Genomic DNA, 15,286 nt, shown 5'->3' on the forward strand with positions numbered 1-15,286 from the left:
AGGAAGCCCCTCCCTTCAGGGGCGGGTCAGGCTTTCCTGCTGCACGGGGCCGGGCAGTGGCGCGGCGGGGGTGGCCGACATCAGCCAGTCGCGCAGGTTGCGGCGGAGCTGGAACTCGAACTCCACGTTCAGGTCGTCCATGCCCTGGCGCACGATCTGGTCGGCGGCACGGGCGCGGCTGGCCGGGCCCTCGTCGATCACGGTGGCGGTGCGGCGCACCTCGGCCTCGGCGAAGGCCACGCGCCGCCCGTCATCGGCCAGCACCTCCACCCGCACGCGGATGGCGAGCGACAGGCGCTCGGTGCGCTGGGTGAACAGGCCGCCCGCATCGGCCACCTCCCGCGCCAGTTGCGCCGTCTCCACCAGGAAGCGGCCGCGCCCGGTGGTGCCCACCGGCACCAGCCGCTCGCGCCCCATCTGCACCGCCTGCACCACGGGCGAGAGCGGCGCCGGCGGATCGACGCGGATGCCGGGTCCGGGGCCGGGCTCCAGCACCTCGATGTTCAGCACGTTCAGCCGCAGCGGCGTCAGGTGGCCATAGGAGGGCGGCGGCTGCAGGGCCGGCTGGGCATCGCCGCCCGCGCAGGCCGCCGCCAGCACCGGCAGCGACAGCGCGAGCCCGCGGCGTGTGATGGACATCATGATCCCCTGTTCTCCCCCAGTTCAGGCCTCCCTTCCGCGCAGGGAAGGGCGCTCCCGTGATTCCCCCCGCCCGTGGCGGGCGCCGTCAGGCCGGACCGCCGGCGGGCTGCACCTCGTCCCGCGCGAAGCGGAAGCCGACATTGCAGAACTCGCAGGTCATGGTGATGTCGCCGTTCTCGGCCATGTGGTCCAGGTCGTCGGCGCCGAAGCCGGCCAGCACCGAGGCCAGCCGCGCGCGCGAGCAGCGGCAGCCATAGGAAAGCGGGCGCGGCCGGTCCAGCATCAGCCCCTCGGCGTGGAACAGGCGGTGCAGCAGCCGGTCGGAGGAGAGGGCGTCGTCCAGCATCTCCGCCTCGGTGATGGTGGAGGCGAGCGCGAGCGCGGTTTCCCAGGCGTCGTCCTGGGCGGCGTTGTCCATGTCCGGGCCGAGGCCGCCCTCGCCCGCCACCCGCTCCAGGATCAGCGCCGCGGCGCGCCAGCCGGTGGGGGTGTGGCCGGCCGCCAGCCAGACGCGGCTGGAAAGCTGCTCCGAGGTGGCGAAGTAGTGCCCCGTCATCTCCGCCAGGCTTTCGCCCTCGATGGCGACGATGCCCTGGTAGCGCTCCATCTCCGGCCCCTGGTCCACCGTGAAGGCGAGGTAGCCCTGGCCGAGCAGCGCGCCCGCGGCGGGGGTGCCTCCCGGCAGGGCGTCCGGCTCGGCCCGCGCATAGCCGCGCAGCGCGCCGGCATCGGTGCAATCGGCCAGCAGCATGCCGACGGGGCCGTTGCCCTTGGCCTGCAGGCTGAAGCTGCCCTCGAACTTCAGCGCGGCGGCGAGGCCGGCGGTCAGCGCCAGGGCCTGCCCCATCAGCGCGGCCACGGCGGGCGGGTTGTCGTGGCGGGTCAGCAGCACGTCGGCCAGCGGGCCGAGCCGCACGAGGCGGCCGCGCACCGGCTTCTCCTGCAGGTGGAAGGGCTGCACCCCGCGCGGCACCGTCAGGTCCGGCACGGGGGGGCGGTCATGGTTCAGGAAGTCGGGGGTGGCGGAAGGCTGTGTGGGATCGGTCACGCGGCAGGGGCCTGAAATTTCCAAAACGCATAAATAGGGAACTCCGCCCCGCTCTGCGACAGGGCAAAGCCATCGGTGCCATGCGGGCCACGCGGGGGGGGGCTCAGGCCGCGCCGCGCTCCACCCGGTTCTCCATCAGCTGCGACACGACGAGCTGCCGCACCGGGCGCAGGTGGTTGCCGAGCCGCAGCGCGGCGCCGCGCAGCAGCCGGGCGGGCAGCGTTTCCTGCCCGTAGAGCACCGCCGTGGCGTTGGTGGCCAGAAACAGCGGCCGGGTGGCGCGCCGGTGCGCATGGGCGTAGCGGCGCAGCACGTCGGGCGCCGCGAAGTCCCGCCCCGCCGCGCGGGCGGCGCGGATCTCGCCCGCCAGCGTGTCCTGGCCGCGCAGGCCGAAGTTGAAGCCATGCGCCGTGACGGGGTGCATGCCCACCGCCGCGTCCCCCAGCAGCACGGCGCGCGTGGTGGCGAAGCGCTCGGCATAGACCGCCACCAGCGGATAGACATGCCGGGTGCTGACCAGCTCCATGGCGCCGAGGCGCTGGCGGTAGCGGCGGGCGATCTCGGGGCCGAACTCCGCCTCCGGCATCGCCTCCAGCCGCGCCATCTCCTCGGGCGGCAGGGTCAGCACCACGGAGGAGCAGTTGCCGTTCAGCGGCAGCATGGCCATGGTCTGGCCGTAGTCGAACCATTCGGTGGCGACGGCGTGGTGCGGCGCCTCGTGGCGCACCCGCGCCACCATCATGCGCTTGCCGAAATCCCGCGTCTCGGCGCCGATGCCGAGCGCCCGGCGCACGCCGGAGAAGCGGCTGTCCGCCCCCGCCAGCAGGCCGGCGCGCAATTCCCGGCCATCCTCCAGCCGCAGCCAGGCGCCGTCCACGTCGGTGCCCATGGCCGCCACGCCCTGGCCGGCCAGCAGCGTCACGTCCGGGCAGGCGCGCGCCACCCGGTGGAGGGCGCGGCGGATGGCGTGGTTGGAGACCAGCCGGCCCAGCTCCGCCTCCGGCCGGCCGCGCGTGTCGAAGCGCAGCGCATAGCCGGAGCCGCCATTGAGCACCCGCGCCTCGCGCAGCGGCGAGACGCTGTCCGCCGGGATGTGCGCCCAGGCGCCGAGGCGCTTCAGGATGTCCTGCGAATGGTAGGTGAGCGCGATCTCGCGCCCGTCGAAAGCGGCGTTCTCCAGCGCCGCCCCGTCCTGCCGCTCGACCACGCCGATGGCCAGGCCCAGGCCGGACAGCGAGGTGGCGAAGGCCAGCCCCACCGGGCCGCCCCCCACGATGACCACGTCAAAGCGCATCGCCCCATCCATCCCCGGGTCCATCCTCTGCGTCTCGCCGCCGGAAACGGAACGCCCGCCGCGGCGCGGTTCGTGTCTGGCCATGCCTGGCCATGCTCATGCCCGGCCCTTGCCGGCGCCGCCATCCGGGCGGCGCCCTTGCTCAGGTGGGGTGGCGCCGCGGTTCGGCCAAGCCGCCGGCGTGCCGGAACGGCACCGCGCCCGGGCGCCGCCGCCCAAGGGCCTCGCCTGGGCGCCTCCGCCTGGGCGCGGCATGCGGGGCCGGGGGCGGTGGGCCAGGGAAGGCTGGCCGGAACGCGCGGGCAAGCTCCGGCGCCCGGCCTCAGCCGCGCGCCACGGCTCCCCCAGCCCGAGCCCTGACAAAAACCCCTGTCAGAGCCCCGCCAGCGCCCAGAGCAGCACGCCCTTCTGCGCGTGCAGCCGGTTCTCCGCCTCGTCGAACACCACCGATTGCGGGCCGTCGATCACCCCCTCGGTGATCTCCTCGCCGCGATGCGCGGGCAGGCAGTGCATCACCACCGCATCCGGCGCCGCGTGGGCCAGCAGCGCCTCGTTGAGCTGGTAGGGCGCGAGGCTGTTGTGGCGGGCGGTGGGGCCGCCCTCCTTCTCGTCCGACATGCTGACCCAGGTGTCCGTGACGACGCAGTGCGCGCCGCGCACCGCCGCCTCCGGGTCGGCCGTCAGCTCCACCCGGGCACCCTCGCGCCGGGCCCAGTCCACCAGCTGGGCGGGCGGCGCCAGCTCGGGCGGGGTGGCCAGGCGCAGCGTGAAGTCGAAGCGCGCCGCGGCCTGGATGAAGCTCTGCGCCACGTTGTTGCCGTCGCCCGTCCAGGCCACGACCTTGCCGGCGATCGGGCCGCGATGCTCCTCGAAGGTGAGGATGTCGGCCATCAGCTGACAGGGGTGCGACACGTCGGTCAGGCCGTTGATCACCGGCACGGTGGCGTGCTGCGCCAGCTCGCGCAGCTTCGCCACGCTGTCGGTGCGCAGCATGATGGCGTCCACGTAGCGGGACAGCACTCGCGCCGTGTCCGCCGGCGTCTCGCCGCGGCCGAGCTGCATGTCCTTCGAGGACAGCACGATGGCGTGGCCGCCGAGCTGGTGGATGCCCACCTCGAAGGAGACGCGGGTGCGGGTGGAGGGCTTCTCGAAGATCAGCGCCACCGTCTTGCCGGCCAGCGGCCTGTCCGGCACCTGCCCCGCCTTGGCGCGGGCGGCGAGGTCCAGCATGCCGCGCAGCGTGGCGCCGTCGAAGTCCGACAGCTCCAGGAAGTGGCGAGGGCGGCCCCGTGCCGCCCCTCCTCGCTCCGCCGCGCGCCGCGGCGCCGCGCCCAGCACCGCGTCCGGCACCGCGTCCGGCACCGCGTCCGACACGGTGCTCACTTGGCCATGGCCTTGGCGCTGGCCGGGGCCATGCGGCGCGCCGCGCGGTCCAGCATCTCCAGCGCCGCGTCCACCTCCGCCTCGGTGACGATCAGCGGCGGCGCCACGCGCAGCACGTTCTGCCCGGCGGCCACCGTCAGCAGGCCCTCCTCCACGGCGGCGGCCTGCATGTCGCTGTTGATCACCTCCGGCGTCAGTTGCAGCCCGACCAGCAGGCCGGCGCCGCGCACGCCGCTGGCAACCGCCGGGTGGCGCGCCGCGAGCTCGCCCATGCCCTTCCAGAGATGGCGCGCCACGCGGTCCACCTGCTCCAGGAAGCCGGGGGCCAGCACCACGTCCAGCACGGCGTTGCCGGCGGCGCAGGCCAGCGGGTTGCCGCCATAGGTGGTGCCGTGGGTGCCGGGCTTGAGGTGCCTGGCCACCTTCTCCTTGGCCAGGATGGCACCCAGCGGGAAGCCGCCGCCGATGCCCTTGGCCGAGGACATCACGTCCGGCTCGATGCCCGCCCACTGGTGCGCCCAGAGCCTGCCGGAGCGGCCCATGCCGGTCTGCACCTCGTCCAGCGCCAGCAGCAGGCCGAACTCGTCGCACACGGCGCGGAGCTCCTGGAGGAAGCGGAGATCGGCCGGGCGCACGCCGCCCTCCCCCTGGATCGGCTCGATCATGATGCCGGCGGTCTGCGGCCCGATGGCGCCGCGCACCGCGTTCATGTTGCCGAAGGGCACGTGGTCGAAGCCCTGCACCGGCGGGCCGAAGCCGGCGAGGTACTTCTCGTTGCCGGTGGCGGACAGCGTGGCCAGGGTGCGGCCGTGAAAGGCGCCCTCGAAGCAGATCAGGTGGAACTTCTCGGGATGGCCGTTCTCCGCGTGATACTTGCGGACGGCCTTGATCATCCCCTCATTCGCCTCGGCGCCCGAGTTGCAGAAGAAGACGCTGTCGGCGAAGGACGCCTCGACATGGCGCGCGGCCAGCCGCTCGGCCTGCGGCACGCGGTAGAGGTTGGAGACGTGCATCACCTTCGCCGCCTGCTCGGCGATGGTCCGCACCAGATGCGGGTGGCCGTGGCCGATGCTGGTGGTGGCGATGCCGCTGCCGAAATCCAGGAATCGTCGCCCCTCCGCCGTCCACAGCCAGGCGCCCTCGCCCCGCTCGAAGGCGAGGTCGGCACGGTTGTAGGTCGGCATCAGGGCGGGGATCACGCGGATACGTCTCCGGCTGCATCCGCGGCGCACGCAAACCCTTCGCGTGCCCGACCGCGGAAACGGCGAGAGTGCCGCAAACCGCCGGCGCGGTCAAAGGTCCGGAAAGGACCGGCAGGCGGCCGGCGGGGCCGCGGCGGAAGGCCGCGCAAACTCGGCCGTCGCAACTTTGCCCCGCCAGGCCGGTTACCTCCGGGCCAGCGCCCTGCCGGGCGCGACCCGTCTCCCCCCTGGAGGATCCGACACGATGCGCAACCCGATGATCGCCCTGACCGCCGCCGCCCTGATCGGCCTTTCCGGCATGGGTGGCGCCGCGCTGGCCCAGAGCGGCGCCAACGCGCCGAGCAGCGCCGGCAGCGCCCCCGGCGCCACGCCCGTGCCGCCCCGCGCGCAGTCCGGCGAGCCCACGCCCAACACCCGCGCCGGCAGCCCTTCCACCCCCACCACCACCGGCCCCGCGGGCGCCAACGCGCCGAGCAGCGCCGGCAGCGCCCCCGGCGCCACGCCCGTGCCGCCCCGCGCGCAGTCCGGCGAGCCCACGCCCAACACCCGCGCCGGCAGCCCTTCCACCCCCACCACCACCGGCCCCGCGGGCGCCAACGCGCCGAGCTCCCGCACCACGGCCCCGGGCAGCTCCCCCGTGCCGCCGCCGATCCGCGGCAACAGCAGCAACTGAGCCCGGCGCGCCGCCGCGCAGGGGCACGCCATCCTCTCCCGGGGGCAGCCTCGCGGAGAGGGGCGGCGCCCCGCCCTTCCGCCCGGTCCGGCACCAGCCAGGCCGGGCTTTTTCATGCCCTCCCGTCACGCCCGCCACCGGCGGCCGGCCCATTGTCCTGGCCCCGCCCAGGGAAGCGGCGCCAGGGGTAGCGGCACCATGAGCAGGGGCGCCATGGGCAGCGGCGCTATGGGCAGTCTGGCCGCTTCATGGCAGTTTGGCGCCATGGACAAACGGGAGGACAGGCGGCCACGGCCGCAGGCGGGCCGCCCGCCCGATGCGGCCGTGCTGCGCGAGGCGGCCCTGCGGCACCTGGCGCGCTTCGCCGCCACCGAGGCGGGGCTGGCGCGCGTGCTGCAGCGGCGCGTCGCCCGCTGGGCGCAGCGTGCCGAGGCGGAGGGCCAGGATGGCGCCGCCATTGCCCGCATCGCCGCGGCAGGCCGCGCCGCCGCGCTGGAGGTAGCGCACCGGCTGGCGCAGGCCGGCGCGGTGGACGATGCCGCCTTTGCCGCCGCGCGCGCCCGGCGCCTGCAACAGGGCGGCCGCTCCCGCCGCGCCATCGCCGCGCATCTGGCCGCCAAGGGCGTGGCGGCCTCCGCCGCCGAGGCCGCGCTGGCGGAGGCGGCGGCCGACGAGCTGGCCGCCGCGCTGGGCCATCTGCGCCGCCGCCGCGCCGGCCCCTTCGCCGCCACCCCGCCCGACGCGGCGGCGCGGCTGAAGGCGATGGCCGCCCTGGCCCGCGCCGGCTTCCCGCGCGAGGTGGCGGAACGCGCGCTCGACCTGCCGCCCGGGGAGGCGGAGGAGCGGCTGCTGGCCTCCCGCCGTGGCTGAGCCGCCGCCCTCCCGCCCGGTGGTGTTCACCCGCGCCGGCGTCTGGCGCGGGGCGCGCGGGGCCCTGCCGCTCTATCTCGGCATGCTGCCCTTCGGCCTGGTGGTGGGGGTCATCTCCGCCGGCAAGGGGCTTTCCCTGGCCGAGACGCTGCTGATGTCGGCGATCGTCTATGCCGGCGCGGCCCAGCTCCTGGCGCTGGAGCTGTGGGCGGAGCCCGTGCCCATCCTGGCCGTCGTCTTCGCCGCGCTGGTGGTGAACATCCGCCTGGCGCCGATGGGGGCCGCCCTCGGCTTCTGGCTGGACCGGCTGTGCGGCTGGCGGCTCTGGGGCACGCTGGCCACGCTGGTGGACCACTCCTTCGCCATGAGCATCGCAGAGCAGCGCGGCGGCGGGCGGGACGCGGGCTACCTGCTGGGCATGGGCGTCTCGCTGTGGCTGGCCTGGCAGGCCGCCACGCTGGCCGGGCATGTGCTGAACGGCATGGTGCGCCTGCCGCCCGGGCACGCCCTGTTCTTCGGCGGCACGGCGGCGTTTGTCGGGCTGCTGGTGCCGATCTGGCGCGGCGCGCGGCAGGACCTGCTGCCCTGGGCGCTGGCCGGGCTGGCGGCGCTGGCGGCGCAGGGCCTGGGCCTGCCGCAGCCCCTGCCCCTGCTGGCCGGCGCCCTGTCCGGCGCGGCCCTCGCCGCCTGGAACGAGACGCGCGGCCGCGCCGGAACCGCTCCCAGCCCTGGCACCACCCCTGGCCTCAATCCTGGCCCTCAAACTGATGCGGCGCGGAGGCCGGGGCCATGATCCGCGAGGACGTGCTGCTCGCCATACTGGGCATGGCGCTGGTCACCTATCTCTGTCGCGCGGGCGGCTATGCGGTGCTGCGCGTGGTGCGGCCGCCCCCCTTCGCCGAGGCGATGCTGCGCCACCTGCCGGGGCCGATCTTCATCGCCTATGTGACGCTCGCGCTGTCCCGCACGGGCCTGGCGGGGCTGGCGGGGGCTGCGGCGGTGGTGCTGGTGCAGTGGCGCACCGGCCATCTCAGCGCCTCCATCCTGGCGGGCGTGGCGGCGGTGTGGCTTTACGGCCTGCTGGCCGGAGGCTGACGGCCCCGCCCGCCGTGGCACACGCTAACGCACGGATTGATGAGCCGCCTCCACTCCATGCACGCCGTGCATCAGGAGGGCTTTCCACACGCCTCTCAAGAAGAAGCGCAATCATTCCGTGCAGAAGCACAACATAAAACAAGATCAGCGCGAAGTTTCCATCATTTTCGAGTTATCACTCAAATGTTTGCAGGGAATCTGGAGCTTTCTATTTTTTCAGCGGCCGCCCTGCCTTATCGCCAGTTTCAACAGGAGCGTGGCATCTGGCCGCCTTGATCAGCGGGCACTCCCCTCTCCTTCGTCTTGACCTATCATGGAGAACCCGATGACCCAGCTAGGTGTCTATCTCGGCAACCGGCCGCAGGACCTGCCTGCCTTCGAGGAGTGGCTCGGCCGCGAGGTGGACAATGTCCATGTCGTGTCCGGCTACCAGAGCTGGGCGGACCTGATCGACAGCACCCGCTGGAACGCCCGCGAGCTCTGGCACGAGACGCCGCGCGACCATCAATGGTCGATCCCGCTGATCCCGCTCGGGGCCACGCTGGAGGAGGCCGCGACGGGCGCCTACAACGCCCGCTACCGCGAGCTCGCCACCATCCTGGTCGAGAACAGCCAGACGGACGGGCCGATCGACGTCCGCACCGGCTGGGAGTTCAACGGGGACTGGTTCCCGTGGTCGGCCATCGGGCGCGAGGAGGCGTATATCGGCGCCTTCCGCCAGTTCGTGGACGCGTTCCGCGCCGTGTCGGACCGCTTCGTCTTCGAGTGGAACGTCAACGAGGCCTGGGGCGGCATGGACCCCGCCGCCGCTTATCCCGGCGACGACTATGTCGATATCATCGGCATGGATGTGTACTGGAACACCCTCTACTTCACCAGCGACCCCTACCAGGCCTGGGACATGCTGCTGAAGGAGAAATACGGGCTGCAGTGGCACCAGGACTTCGCCGCCGCGCGCGGCAAGCCCACCGCCTATTCCGAATGGGGCGTGATGACCAACAACGCCGAGCCCTTCGTCAAGGCGATGAAGGTCTGGTTCGACACGCATGACGTGGTGTTCCAGTCGCGCTGGGACTCGGATGACAGCTTCCCCGGCCGCCTGTCCGACGGCAGCGAGCCGAACACCGGCCGCGCCTATGTCGAGACCTTCTCGGATGCGGGCATGGACTGGAGCCTGGACGGGCTGCAATACATCGCCGGCTATGGCGACCTGATCGAGGCCTTCGGCCCTGACGCCAAGGCGGGCCAGCGCCACTACTTCCACTACGGCATCGAGGAAGGCCGCAGCACCGACCGCTTCGACGCCCAGACCTACCTCGCCAACTACGCCGACCTGCGCGCCGCCTTCGGCTGGGACGAGACCGACGCGGCACGGCACTTCATCCTGCACGGCCATGGCGAGGGGCGCACCGACAGCGCGCTGTTCTGAGGCACCGCTCCGCCCCGGCCCAAGGCGCTGGAGGCGGCATCATTTTTTGAGACTTTTCTCACCCGATCGGGCACAACCGCCTGATCGGGCTTTCCTCCGTGGGCGCCCGGCCTCCCTCCCTCTGCGGAAGCGCCTCCATGCTCTCACGCCACCAGCCGGGCGACGGCTTCTTCTCCACCCGCGGCAACGAGATCGTCGATGCCGCCGGCGACCCGGTGCGGCTCGCGGCGGTGAACTGGTTCGGCATGGAGACGGTGCGCGGCGCGCCGGACGGGCTGAAGGCACGCAACTGGCAGGAGATGATGGACCAGATGAAGGCGCTTGGCTTCAACGCCATCCGCCTGCCCTTCTCCAGCGAGGTGCTGGACGGCAAGCTGGCCCCCACCGACATCGACTACGCCCGCAACCCCGACCTCGCCGGCCTGTCCGGGCTCGGGCTGCTCGACAGGATCGTCGGCTATGCGGGCGAGATCGGCCTGCGGATCATCCTGGACCGGCATCGCGGCCCGGCGGGGGACGGCCCCAATGGCAGCGGCCTCTGGTATGACAGCGCCCACCCCGAATCCGAATGGATCGCCGACTGGGTGATGCTGGCCCAGCGCTACCGGGGCAACCCCGCCGTCATCGGCGCGGACCTGCACAACGAGCCGCACAACGAGGCCAGTTGGGGCGGCGGCGACCCGCGCACCGACTGGCACGCCGCCGCCCAGCGCGCCGGCGCCGCGATCCAGGGGGTGAACCCGGACTGGCTGATCCTGGTCGAGGGCATCGGCCAGCACGAGGGCGACCACTACTGGTGGGGCGGCAACCTGCAGGGCGTCGCCGCCAGGCCGGTGGTGCTGCCGGTCGGCAACAAGGTGGTCTATTCGCCGCATGACTACCCGAACTCCGTCTATGCCCAGCCCTGGTTCGGGGGCGACGACCTGACCGCCACCCTGCCGGCGGTGTTCGACAGGCAATGGGGCTACATCTCGCGCGAGGGCATCGCGCCCATCCTGCTCGGCGAGTTCGGCAGCCGGCTGCAGGACCCCAAGGACGTGCAGTGGCTGCTGGCGCTGGCCGGAGACCCGGCCCGCAACCGGCCCGGCACCCTCAACGGCGACCATGACGGTGACGGCACCGTCGATGCCGGCGCACCCGCGGCCGGCCTGTCCTGGGCCTGGTGGTCCTGGAACCCCAATTCGGGCGACACGGGCGGCATCCTGACCGACAACTGGACCACCCCCGACCGGGGCAAGCTGGCCATCCTGGACTTCATCGCCGGCACCGATTTCGGCGCCACCCGGATGCTGGTGGCGCCGCTGCAGGGCGGCCTCGTCAGCGGCGGCGAGGGGCTGGACATGCTGCGGATCGACCAGAACAGCGCCCCCTGGCGGGTGCTGCGCGACGGCGAAGCGCTGCTGGCGCGCAACCTGAACACGGGCGCCACCCTCTCGGGCGGCGCGGTCGAGATGGTGCGCTTCGCCGACGGGGTGCGGGTGGACCTGCGCAGCCTCGCCTCCGAGCGGCCGCTCGAATACGTTGCCAGCCATGCCGACCTGGTCGCGGCCTTCGGCGCCGACGCGCTGGCGGGCTCCGTCCACCGCCTGCAGCACGGCCTGGCCGAGGGGCGCGCCACCACCTTCGACGGGCTGGCCTACATCGCCAGCCATGCCGACCTGATGGCCGCGTTCGGCGCCAGCGAGGATGCGGGCGCGCTGCACTACATCCGCTTCGGCCGCGCCGAGGGCCGCGCCACCGCCTTCGACCCCGCCAGCTACCTCGCCGCCCATGAGGACCTGCTGGATGCCTTCTGGCGGGACACCGAGGCGGCCGCCGCGCACTACATCCGCTTCGGCCATGCGGAGGGCCGCGCCACCGCCTTCGGCGCCGCGCACTACATCGCCGGCCATGACGACCTGATCGGCGCCTTCGGCACCGACCTGCGGGCCGGCACGCAGCACTGGCTGGCGCATGGCCATGCCGAGGGGCGCTCCGCCACCGCCTTCGACGCCGCGCAATACCTGCGCAACTACGCCGACCTGCGCGACGCCTTCGGCGCGGACGAGCAGGCGGCGGCGCTGCACTACATCGCCTTCGGCCATGCCGAGGGGCGCGACGACGCGCCGCTCGGCTGACCTCCCCAGAGGCTGACCTCCCCAGAGGCTGACCTCCCGAGAGGCTGAACTCCCGAGGGGCTGACCTCCCGCGGGGCTGATCCGCCGTCCCGCCTGGGGCGGGCGGGCCGCGCCGCCGCCGCTCAGCCCTGCGGCAGCAACGCCAGCAGGCGGGCCGCCGGCGGCCAGGCGGCGGCGATCTCCGCGCGCCAGTGCCACAACGCGGCACCCCCCGCCGCCACCGCCGCGAGGGAGGCCGCCCAGGCCACCGCCACCCCCGCCAGCCCCGGCGCGGCGGGCGGCCCGGAAGGCCGCAGCGGCGGCAGCGCGAGCCGCCGCGGCGGCGCCTCCAGCCGCGGCGGCACCGGCACCCAGCTTTGCGCGCAGCGCACGCAGCGCACTGCCCGCCCCGGCGCCAGGAGCGAATCCGGAACGTCGTAGGCGGCAGCGCAGGCCGGGCATTCGAGGCGCATGCCACCGCTATGCCGGGGCGCCCCAGGCCCTGCAACCTTTGCTTCGTCCAGGCTCATTCCTTCACCGGGGCGGGTGGCGGCGCGCGGCCGGGCGTGGCATTCCGTGCCGCATGGTGCGCTTCACCGCGGTCGGCCTGCGCTACCCCTCCCCCGACGGGCAGGAGGGGCCGGAGGCCCTGGCCGACCTGACCTTCACGCTGCCCGAGGGCAGCTTCACCTGGCTGCTGGGGGCCTCCGGCGCCGGCAAATCCTCGCTGCTGCGGCTGATGCACCTGGCATTGCTGCCGACGCGGGGGGAGCTCGAGGTGCTGGGCGTGCGCGTCAACGCGGCGCGGCGCGGCGCGCTGCCGGCGCTGCGCCGGCGCATCGGCGTGGTGTTCCAGGACTTCCGGCTGCTGCCCTATCTCTCGGCCTTCGACAACGTGGCGCTGCCGCTGCGCCTCGCCGGCCGCTCCGAGGCCAGCCTGCGGCCGGACGTGACGGAGATGCTGCGCTGGGTCGGGCTGCAGGGCAAGGAGCTGTCCCTGCCGCAGCAGCTCTCGGGCGGCGAGCAGCAGCGCATCGCCATCGCCCGCGCGGTGGTGACGCGCCCCGCCCTGCTGGTGGCCGACGAGCCCACCGGCAACCTCGATTCGCACCAGGCGCGCCGCCTGCTGGCGCTGCTGGCGCAGATGAACCGGCTGGGCACCACCGTGGTGGTGGCCACCCACAGCGAGGACCTGGTGGAGCAGTTCCCCGCCCAGGCCCTGCTGCTGGAGGATGGAAGGGTGGTCCATCATGGCTGAGCGCCGCACCCGCTACGCGCGAGACCCGCTGGGGCTGAAGCGCGCGCTTTCCGACCGGCTGCTGCCCGGCCTGGTCGCCGCCATGGCGCTGCTGGCGGCGCTGGCGCTGGCCGGCAGCCGCGGCGCCGCGGCGCTGAAGGACCGCTGGCAGCAGGGCGCCGCCGCCGCCGTGACGGTGCAGCTGCCGCCCGAGCAGGCCGCCCGCATGGACGACGCCCTTTCCCTGCTGCGCGCCATGCCCGGCGTGGCCGCCGCCGAGGCGGTCGATTCGGCCCGGATGCGCGAGCTGCTGCGCCCCTGGCTGGGCGAGGTGCCGGCGCTGCCGCTGCCCTCCGTGCTGGAGCTGCGGCTGGAGAACCTCTCCATCGACCCCGCGCCGATCGGCCGCCAGCTCGCCGAGGCGGTGCCGGGGGCGGAGCTGGAGGCGCACGGCATCTGGGTCGCGCGGCTCGCCGCCCTGGCCCGCAGCGTGCAGGGCGTGGCGCTGGCGGTGCTGGCGCTGGTGGTGGGCGTCGCCGTGGCGGTGGTGGCGGTGGCCACCCGCGCCGGCCTCGCCTCCCGCCGCCAGGCCATCGAGATCCTGCACGACCTCGGCGCCACGCAGGGCGACATCGCCGGCCGCTTCGCCCGCCGCATCGGGCTGCTGGCGGCGGGCGGCGCGCTGGCCGGCGCGGCGCTGGCGGTGCCGACGCTGGGCGCCATGGCGAGCCTCGCCGCGCCGCTCTCGGGCGGCGTGGTGCAGCCCTGGTCGGCCCTGCCCTGGCTGGACCTGCTGCTGCTGCCGCCGGTGGCAGGCGCGATCGGCTGGGCCACGGCGCAGTTCAGCGTCCGCCGCTGGCTGAAGCGCCTGCCGTGACAAGGCTGCCCGATGGCAGCCGGAAGGGCGCGCGCCGCCCCAGCCGGCTGTGGCTGCTGCCCGCCATCCCGGCGCTGCTGCTGCTGGGGGGGCTCGCCCTGTTCGCCGGGCAGAGCCGCGCCCGGCCGGAAGCGCCGCTGGCCTATACGGACGGCATCGCCGTGCTCACCGGCGGGCCGCAGCGCGTCGATGCCGGGCTGCACCTGCTGGCCTCGGGGCGCGCGCGCTGGCTGATCATCTCCGGCGTCGGCCGGGACGCCACGCTGGAGGAGCTGGCCCAGCGCGCCGGGCTGGACCCGGCGCCGCTTTCCGACCGCGTGACGCTGGGCCGCGCCGCCACCAGCACGCGCGGCAACGGGCTGGAGGTTGCGGAATGGGCGCGGGCGCGGCAGATCGGCTCGCTGCGCGTCGTCACCGCCGCCTTCCATATGCCCCGCGCCCTGCTGGAGCTGCGCCGGACCCTGCCCGAGGCCAGGCTGGTGTCCCATCCGGTGCAGGCCAACGGCCCCCGGCTCGGGCTGCTGCTGCGGGAATACGGCAAGCTGATCGGGGCGATGTTCGGCCTGTCCGTCCTGAAACCGGAGAACCCGCCCTCGTGACCGCCCTGCGTTCGGCCCTGTTCAACGCGCTGTTCTTCAGCGTCACCGCCCTGACCTGCGTGCTGGGCCTGATGCTGCTGCCCTTTCCGCGCCGCATCCTGCGGCGCTACGTGCAGGGCTGGGCGAGGCTGATCCTGTGGCTGCTGCGCGTCGTCTGCGGCATCGGGCTGCGCGTGACGGGGTGGGAGCACATGCCCGAGGGGCCAGTGGTGGTCGCGGCCAAGCACCAGTCGGCCTACGACACGGTGGTCTGGCTCGCCCTGCTGCCGGACCCGGTCTATGTGCTGAAGCAGGAGCTGCTGAAGATCCCCGCCTGGGGCCGGCTGGCGCGGCATTACGGCTCGGTCGCGGTGGACCGCAAGGGCGGCGCCACGGCGCTGAAGCGCATGGTGCGCGAGGCCGGCGCCGTGCTGGCCGAGGGGCACCAGATCGTCATCTTCCCCGAGGGCACGCGCACCATGCCCGGGCAGCGCATCCCCTACCAGCCGGGGGTGGTGGCGCTGGCCGCCGCCAGCGGCGCGCCCGTGGTGCCGGTGGCGACCGACAGCGGGCTGCGCTGGGGGCGTGGCGCCATGTCCCGCAAGCTGCCGGGGCCGATCACGGTGGCCGTCATGCCGGCGCTGCCGCCCGGCCTGCCGCGCGCCCGGCTGGTGGCGGCGCTGGAGACGGCGATCGAGGGCGAGACGGACCGGCTGGTGGTGGCCGCGGGCGGCCCCTCGCTGTCTCCGCCGCTTGTGGATAAATCTGTGGGATAAGGGTCACAGATGATTTCGAAAGTGTTTCAGCCACGCCGGGCAAGCCGCTGCCAAAGCTTGTTTTTCCCTTTTCATCACCCCCTCTT

17 protein-coding genes are annotated in these 15,286 nt (G+C 73.9%); 11 read left to right on the top strand and 6 right to left on the bottom strand.

The features are described from left to right. Positions 1-15: 15 nt before the first annotated feature. The 5 genes from CR162_RS05570 to CR162_RS05590 all read right to left on the bottom strand — a co-directional run bounded on the left by CR162_RS05570 (position 16) and on the right by CR162_RS05590 (position 5,566). Entirely contained in the window at positions 16-642 is a 627-nt protein-coding gene (locus tag CR162_RS05570; RefSeq protein WP_099094559.1) for a hypothetical protein, read from the bottom strand. A gap of 85 nt (positions 643-727) precedes the next feature. Further along, positions 728-1,690 carry an Hsp33 family molecular chaperone HslO gene (gene hslO, locus CR162_RS05575; RefSeq protein WP_099094560.1) on the bottom strand — a complete coding sequence of 321 codons (963 nt, stop codon included), beginning with the start codon at positions 1,688-1,690 and terminating at the stop codon, positions 728-730. Positions 1,691-1,793: 103 nt separating this feature from the next. Next, positions 1,794-2,984 carry a 5-demethoxyubiquinol-8 5-hydroxylase UbiM gene (gene ubiM, locus CR162_RS05580; protein WP_099094679.1) on the bottom strand — a complete coding sequence of 397 codons (1,191 nt, stop codon included), beginning with the start codon at positions 2,982-2,984 and terminating at the stop codon, positions 1,794-1,796. Positions 2,985-3,356: 372 nt separating this feature from the next. After that, positions 3,357-4,319: an ornithine carbamoyltransferase gene (gene argF / locus CR162_RS05585; RefSeq protein WP_099094680.1), complete on the bottom strand. Its 963-nt coding sequence runs from the start codon at positions 4,317-4,319 to the stop codon at positions 3,357-3,359. 44 nt (positions 4,320-4,363) lie between these two features. Next, positions 4,364-5,566 (bottom strand): aspartate aminotransferase family protein, encoded by a 1,203-nt coding sequence (locus CR162_RS05590; RefSeq protein WP_176559738.1) that lies wholly within the window; start codon positions 5,564-5,566, stop codon positions 4,364-4,366. A gap of 247 nt (positions 5,567-5,813) precedes the next feature. On the opposite strand from CR162_RS05590, the gene CR162_RS05595 reads away from it, so the two are divergent. The 7 genes from CR162_RS05595 to CR162_RS22600 all read left to right on the top strand — a co-directional run bounded on the left by CR162_RS05595 (position 5,814) and on the right by CR162_RS22600 (position 11,753). After that, positions 5,814-6,242, top strand: coding sequence for a hypothetical protein (locus CR162_RS05595; protein ID WP_099094561.1), 429 nt, complete (start codon positions 5,814-5,816; stop codon positions 6,240-6,242). Between the two features lie 264 nt (positions 6,243-6,506). Next, entirely contained in the window at positions 6,507-7,112 is a 606-nt protein-coding gene (locus tag CR162_RS05600) for a RecX family transcriptional regulator (protein ID WP_099094562.1), read from the top strand. Next, positions 7,105-7,905 carry an AzlC family ABC transporter permease gene (locus CR162_RS05605; protein ID WP_245870142.1) on the top strand — a complete coding sequence of 267 codons (801 nt, stop codon included), beginning with the start codon at positions 7,105-7,107 and terminating at the stop codon, positions 7,903-7,905. The genes CR162_RS05600 and CR162_RS05605 overlap by 8 nt, the downstream gene beginning before the upstream one ends. Beyond that, a complete protein-coding gene (locus tag CR162_RS05610; protein ID WP_176559739.1) occupies positions 7,902-8,207 on the top strand; it encodes an AzlD family protein in 306 nt (101 codons plus the stop codon). The genes CR162_RS05605 and CR162_RS05610 overlap by 4 nt, the downstream gene beginning before the upstream one ends. A 57-nt stretch (positions 8,208-8,264) precedes the next feature. Continuing rightward, positions 8,265-8,483, top strand: coding sequence for a hypothetical protein (locus CR162_RS21920; RefSeq protein ID WP_141563079.1), 219 nt, complete (start codon positions 8,265-8,267; stop codon positions 8,481-8,483). Positions 8,484-8,532: 49 nt separating this feature from the next. Beyond that, the gene (locus CR162_RS05615; protein WP_176559740.1) at positions 8,533-9,636 is read left to right on the top strand and encodes a glycoside hydrolase family 26 protein; all 1,104 of its coding nucleotides are present in this window, start codon (positions 8,533-8,535) and stop codon (positions 9,634-9,636) included. Positions 9,637-9,773: 137 nt separating this feature from the next. Continuing rightward, a complete protein-coding gene (locus CR162_RS22600; RefSeq protein ID WP_099094564.1) occupies positions 9,774-11,753 on the top strand; it encodes a glycoside hydrolase family 5 protein in 1,980 nt (659 codons plus the stop codon). Positions 11,754-11,875: 122 nt separating this feature from the next. On the opposite strand, the gene CR162_RS05625 is transcribed toward CR162_RS22600, so the two are convergent. Next, positions 11,876-12,205: a zinc-ribbon domain-containing protein gene (locus tag CR162_RS05625; RefSeq protein WP_176559741.1), complete on the bottom strand. Its 330-nt coding sequence runs from the start codon at positions 12,203-12,205 to the stop codon at positions 11,876-11,878. Between the two features lie 110 nt (positions 12,206-12,315). Between CR162_RS05625 and CR162_RS05630 the strand changes: the two genes are divergently transcribed. The 4 genes from CR162_RS05630 to CR162_RS05645 are packed head-to-tail and all read left to right on the top strand — an operon-like array spanning position 12,316 to position 15,200. Next, positions 12,316-12,990, top strand: coding sequence for a cell division ATP-binding protein FtsE (locus CR162_RS05630; RefSeq protein WP_099094566.1), 675 nt, complete (start codon positions 12,316-12,318; stop codon positions 12,988-12,990). Beyond that, complete coding sequence (locus CR162_RS05635) at positions 12,983-13,846, top strand: cell division protein FtsX (RefSeq protein WP_099094567.1); 864 nt, start codon at positions 12,983-12,985, stop codon at positions 13,844-13,846. The genes CR162_RS05630 and CR162_RS05635 overlap by 8 nt, the downstream gene beginning before the upstream one ends. Then, complete coding sequence (locus tag CR162_RS05640) at positions 13,843-14,445, top strand: YdcF family protein (protein ID WP_245870143.1); 603 nt, start codon at positions 13,843-13,845, stop codon at positions 14,443-14,445. The genes CR162_RS05635 and CR162_RS05640 overlap by 4 nt, the downstream gene beginning before the upstream one ends. Next, the gene (locus CR162_RS05645; RefSeq protein WP_176559742.1) at positions 14,442-15,200 is read left to right on the top strand and encodes a lysophospholipid acyltransferase family protein; all 759 of its coding nucleotides are present in this window, start codon (positions 14,442-14,444) and stop codon (positions 15,198-15,200) included. Before CR162_RS05640 ends, CR162_RS05645 begins: the two co-directional genes overlap by 4 nt. Positions 15,201-15,286 lie beyond the last annotated feature (86 nt).

It is taken from the genome of Teichococcus rhizosphaerae (assembly GCF_002631185.1).
In the GTDB taxonomy this organism is placed as follows: Bacteria; Pseudomonadota; Alphaproteobacteria; order Acetobacterales; family Acetobacteraceae; genus Pseudoroseomonas; species Pseudoroseomonas rhizosphaerae.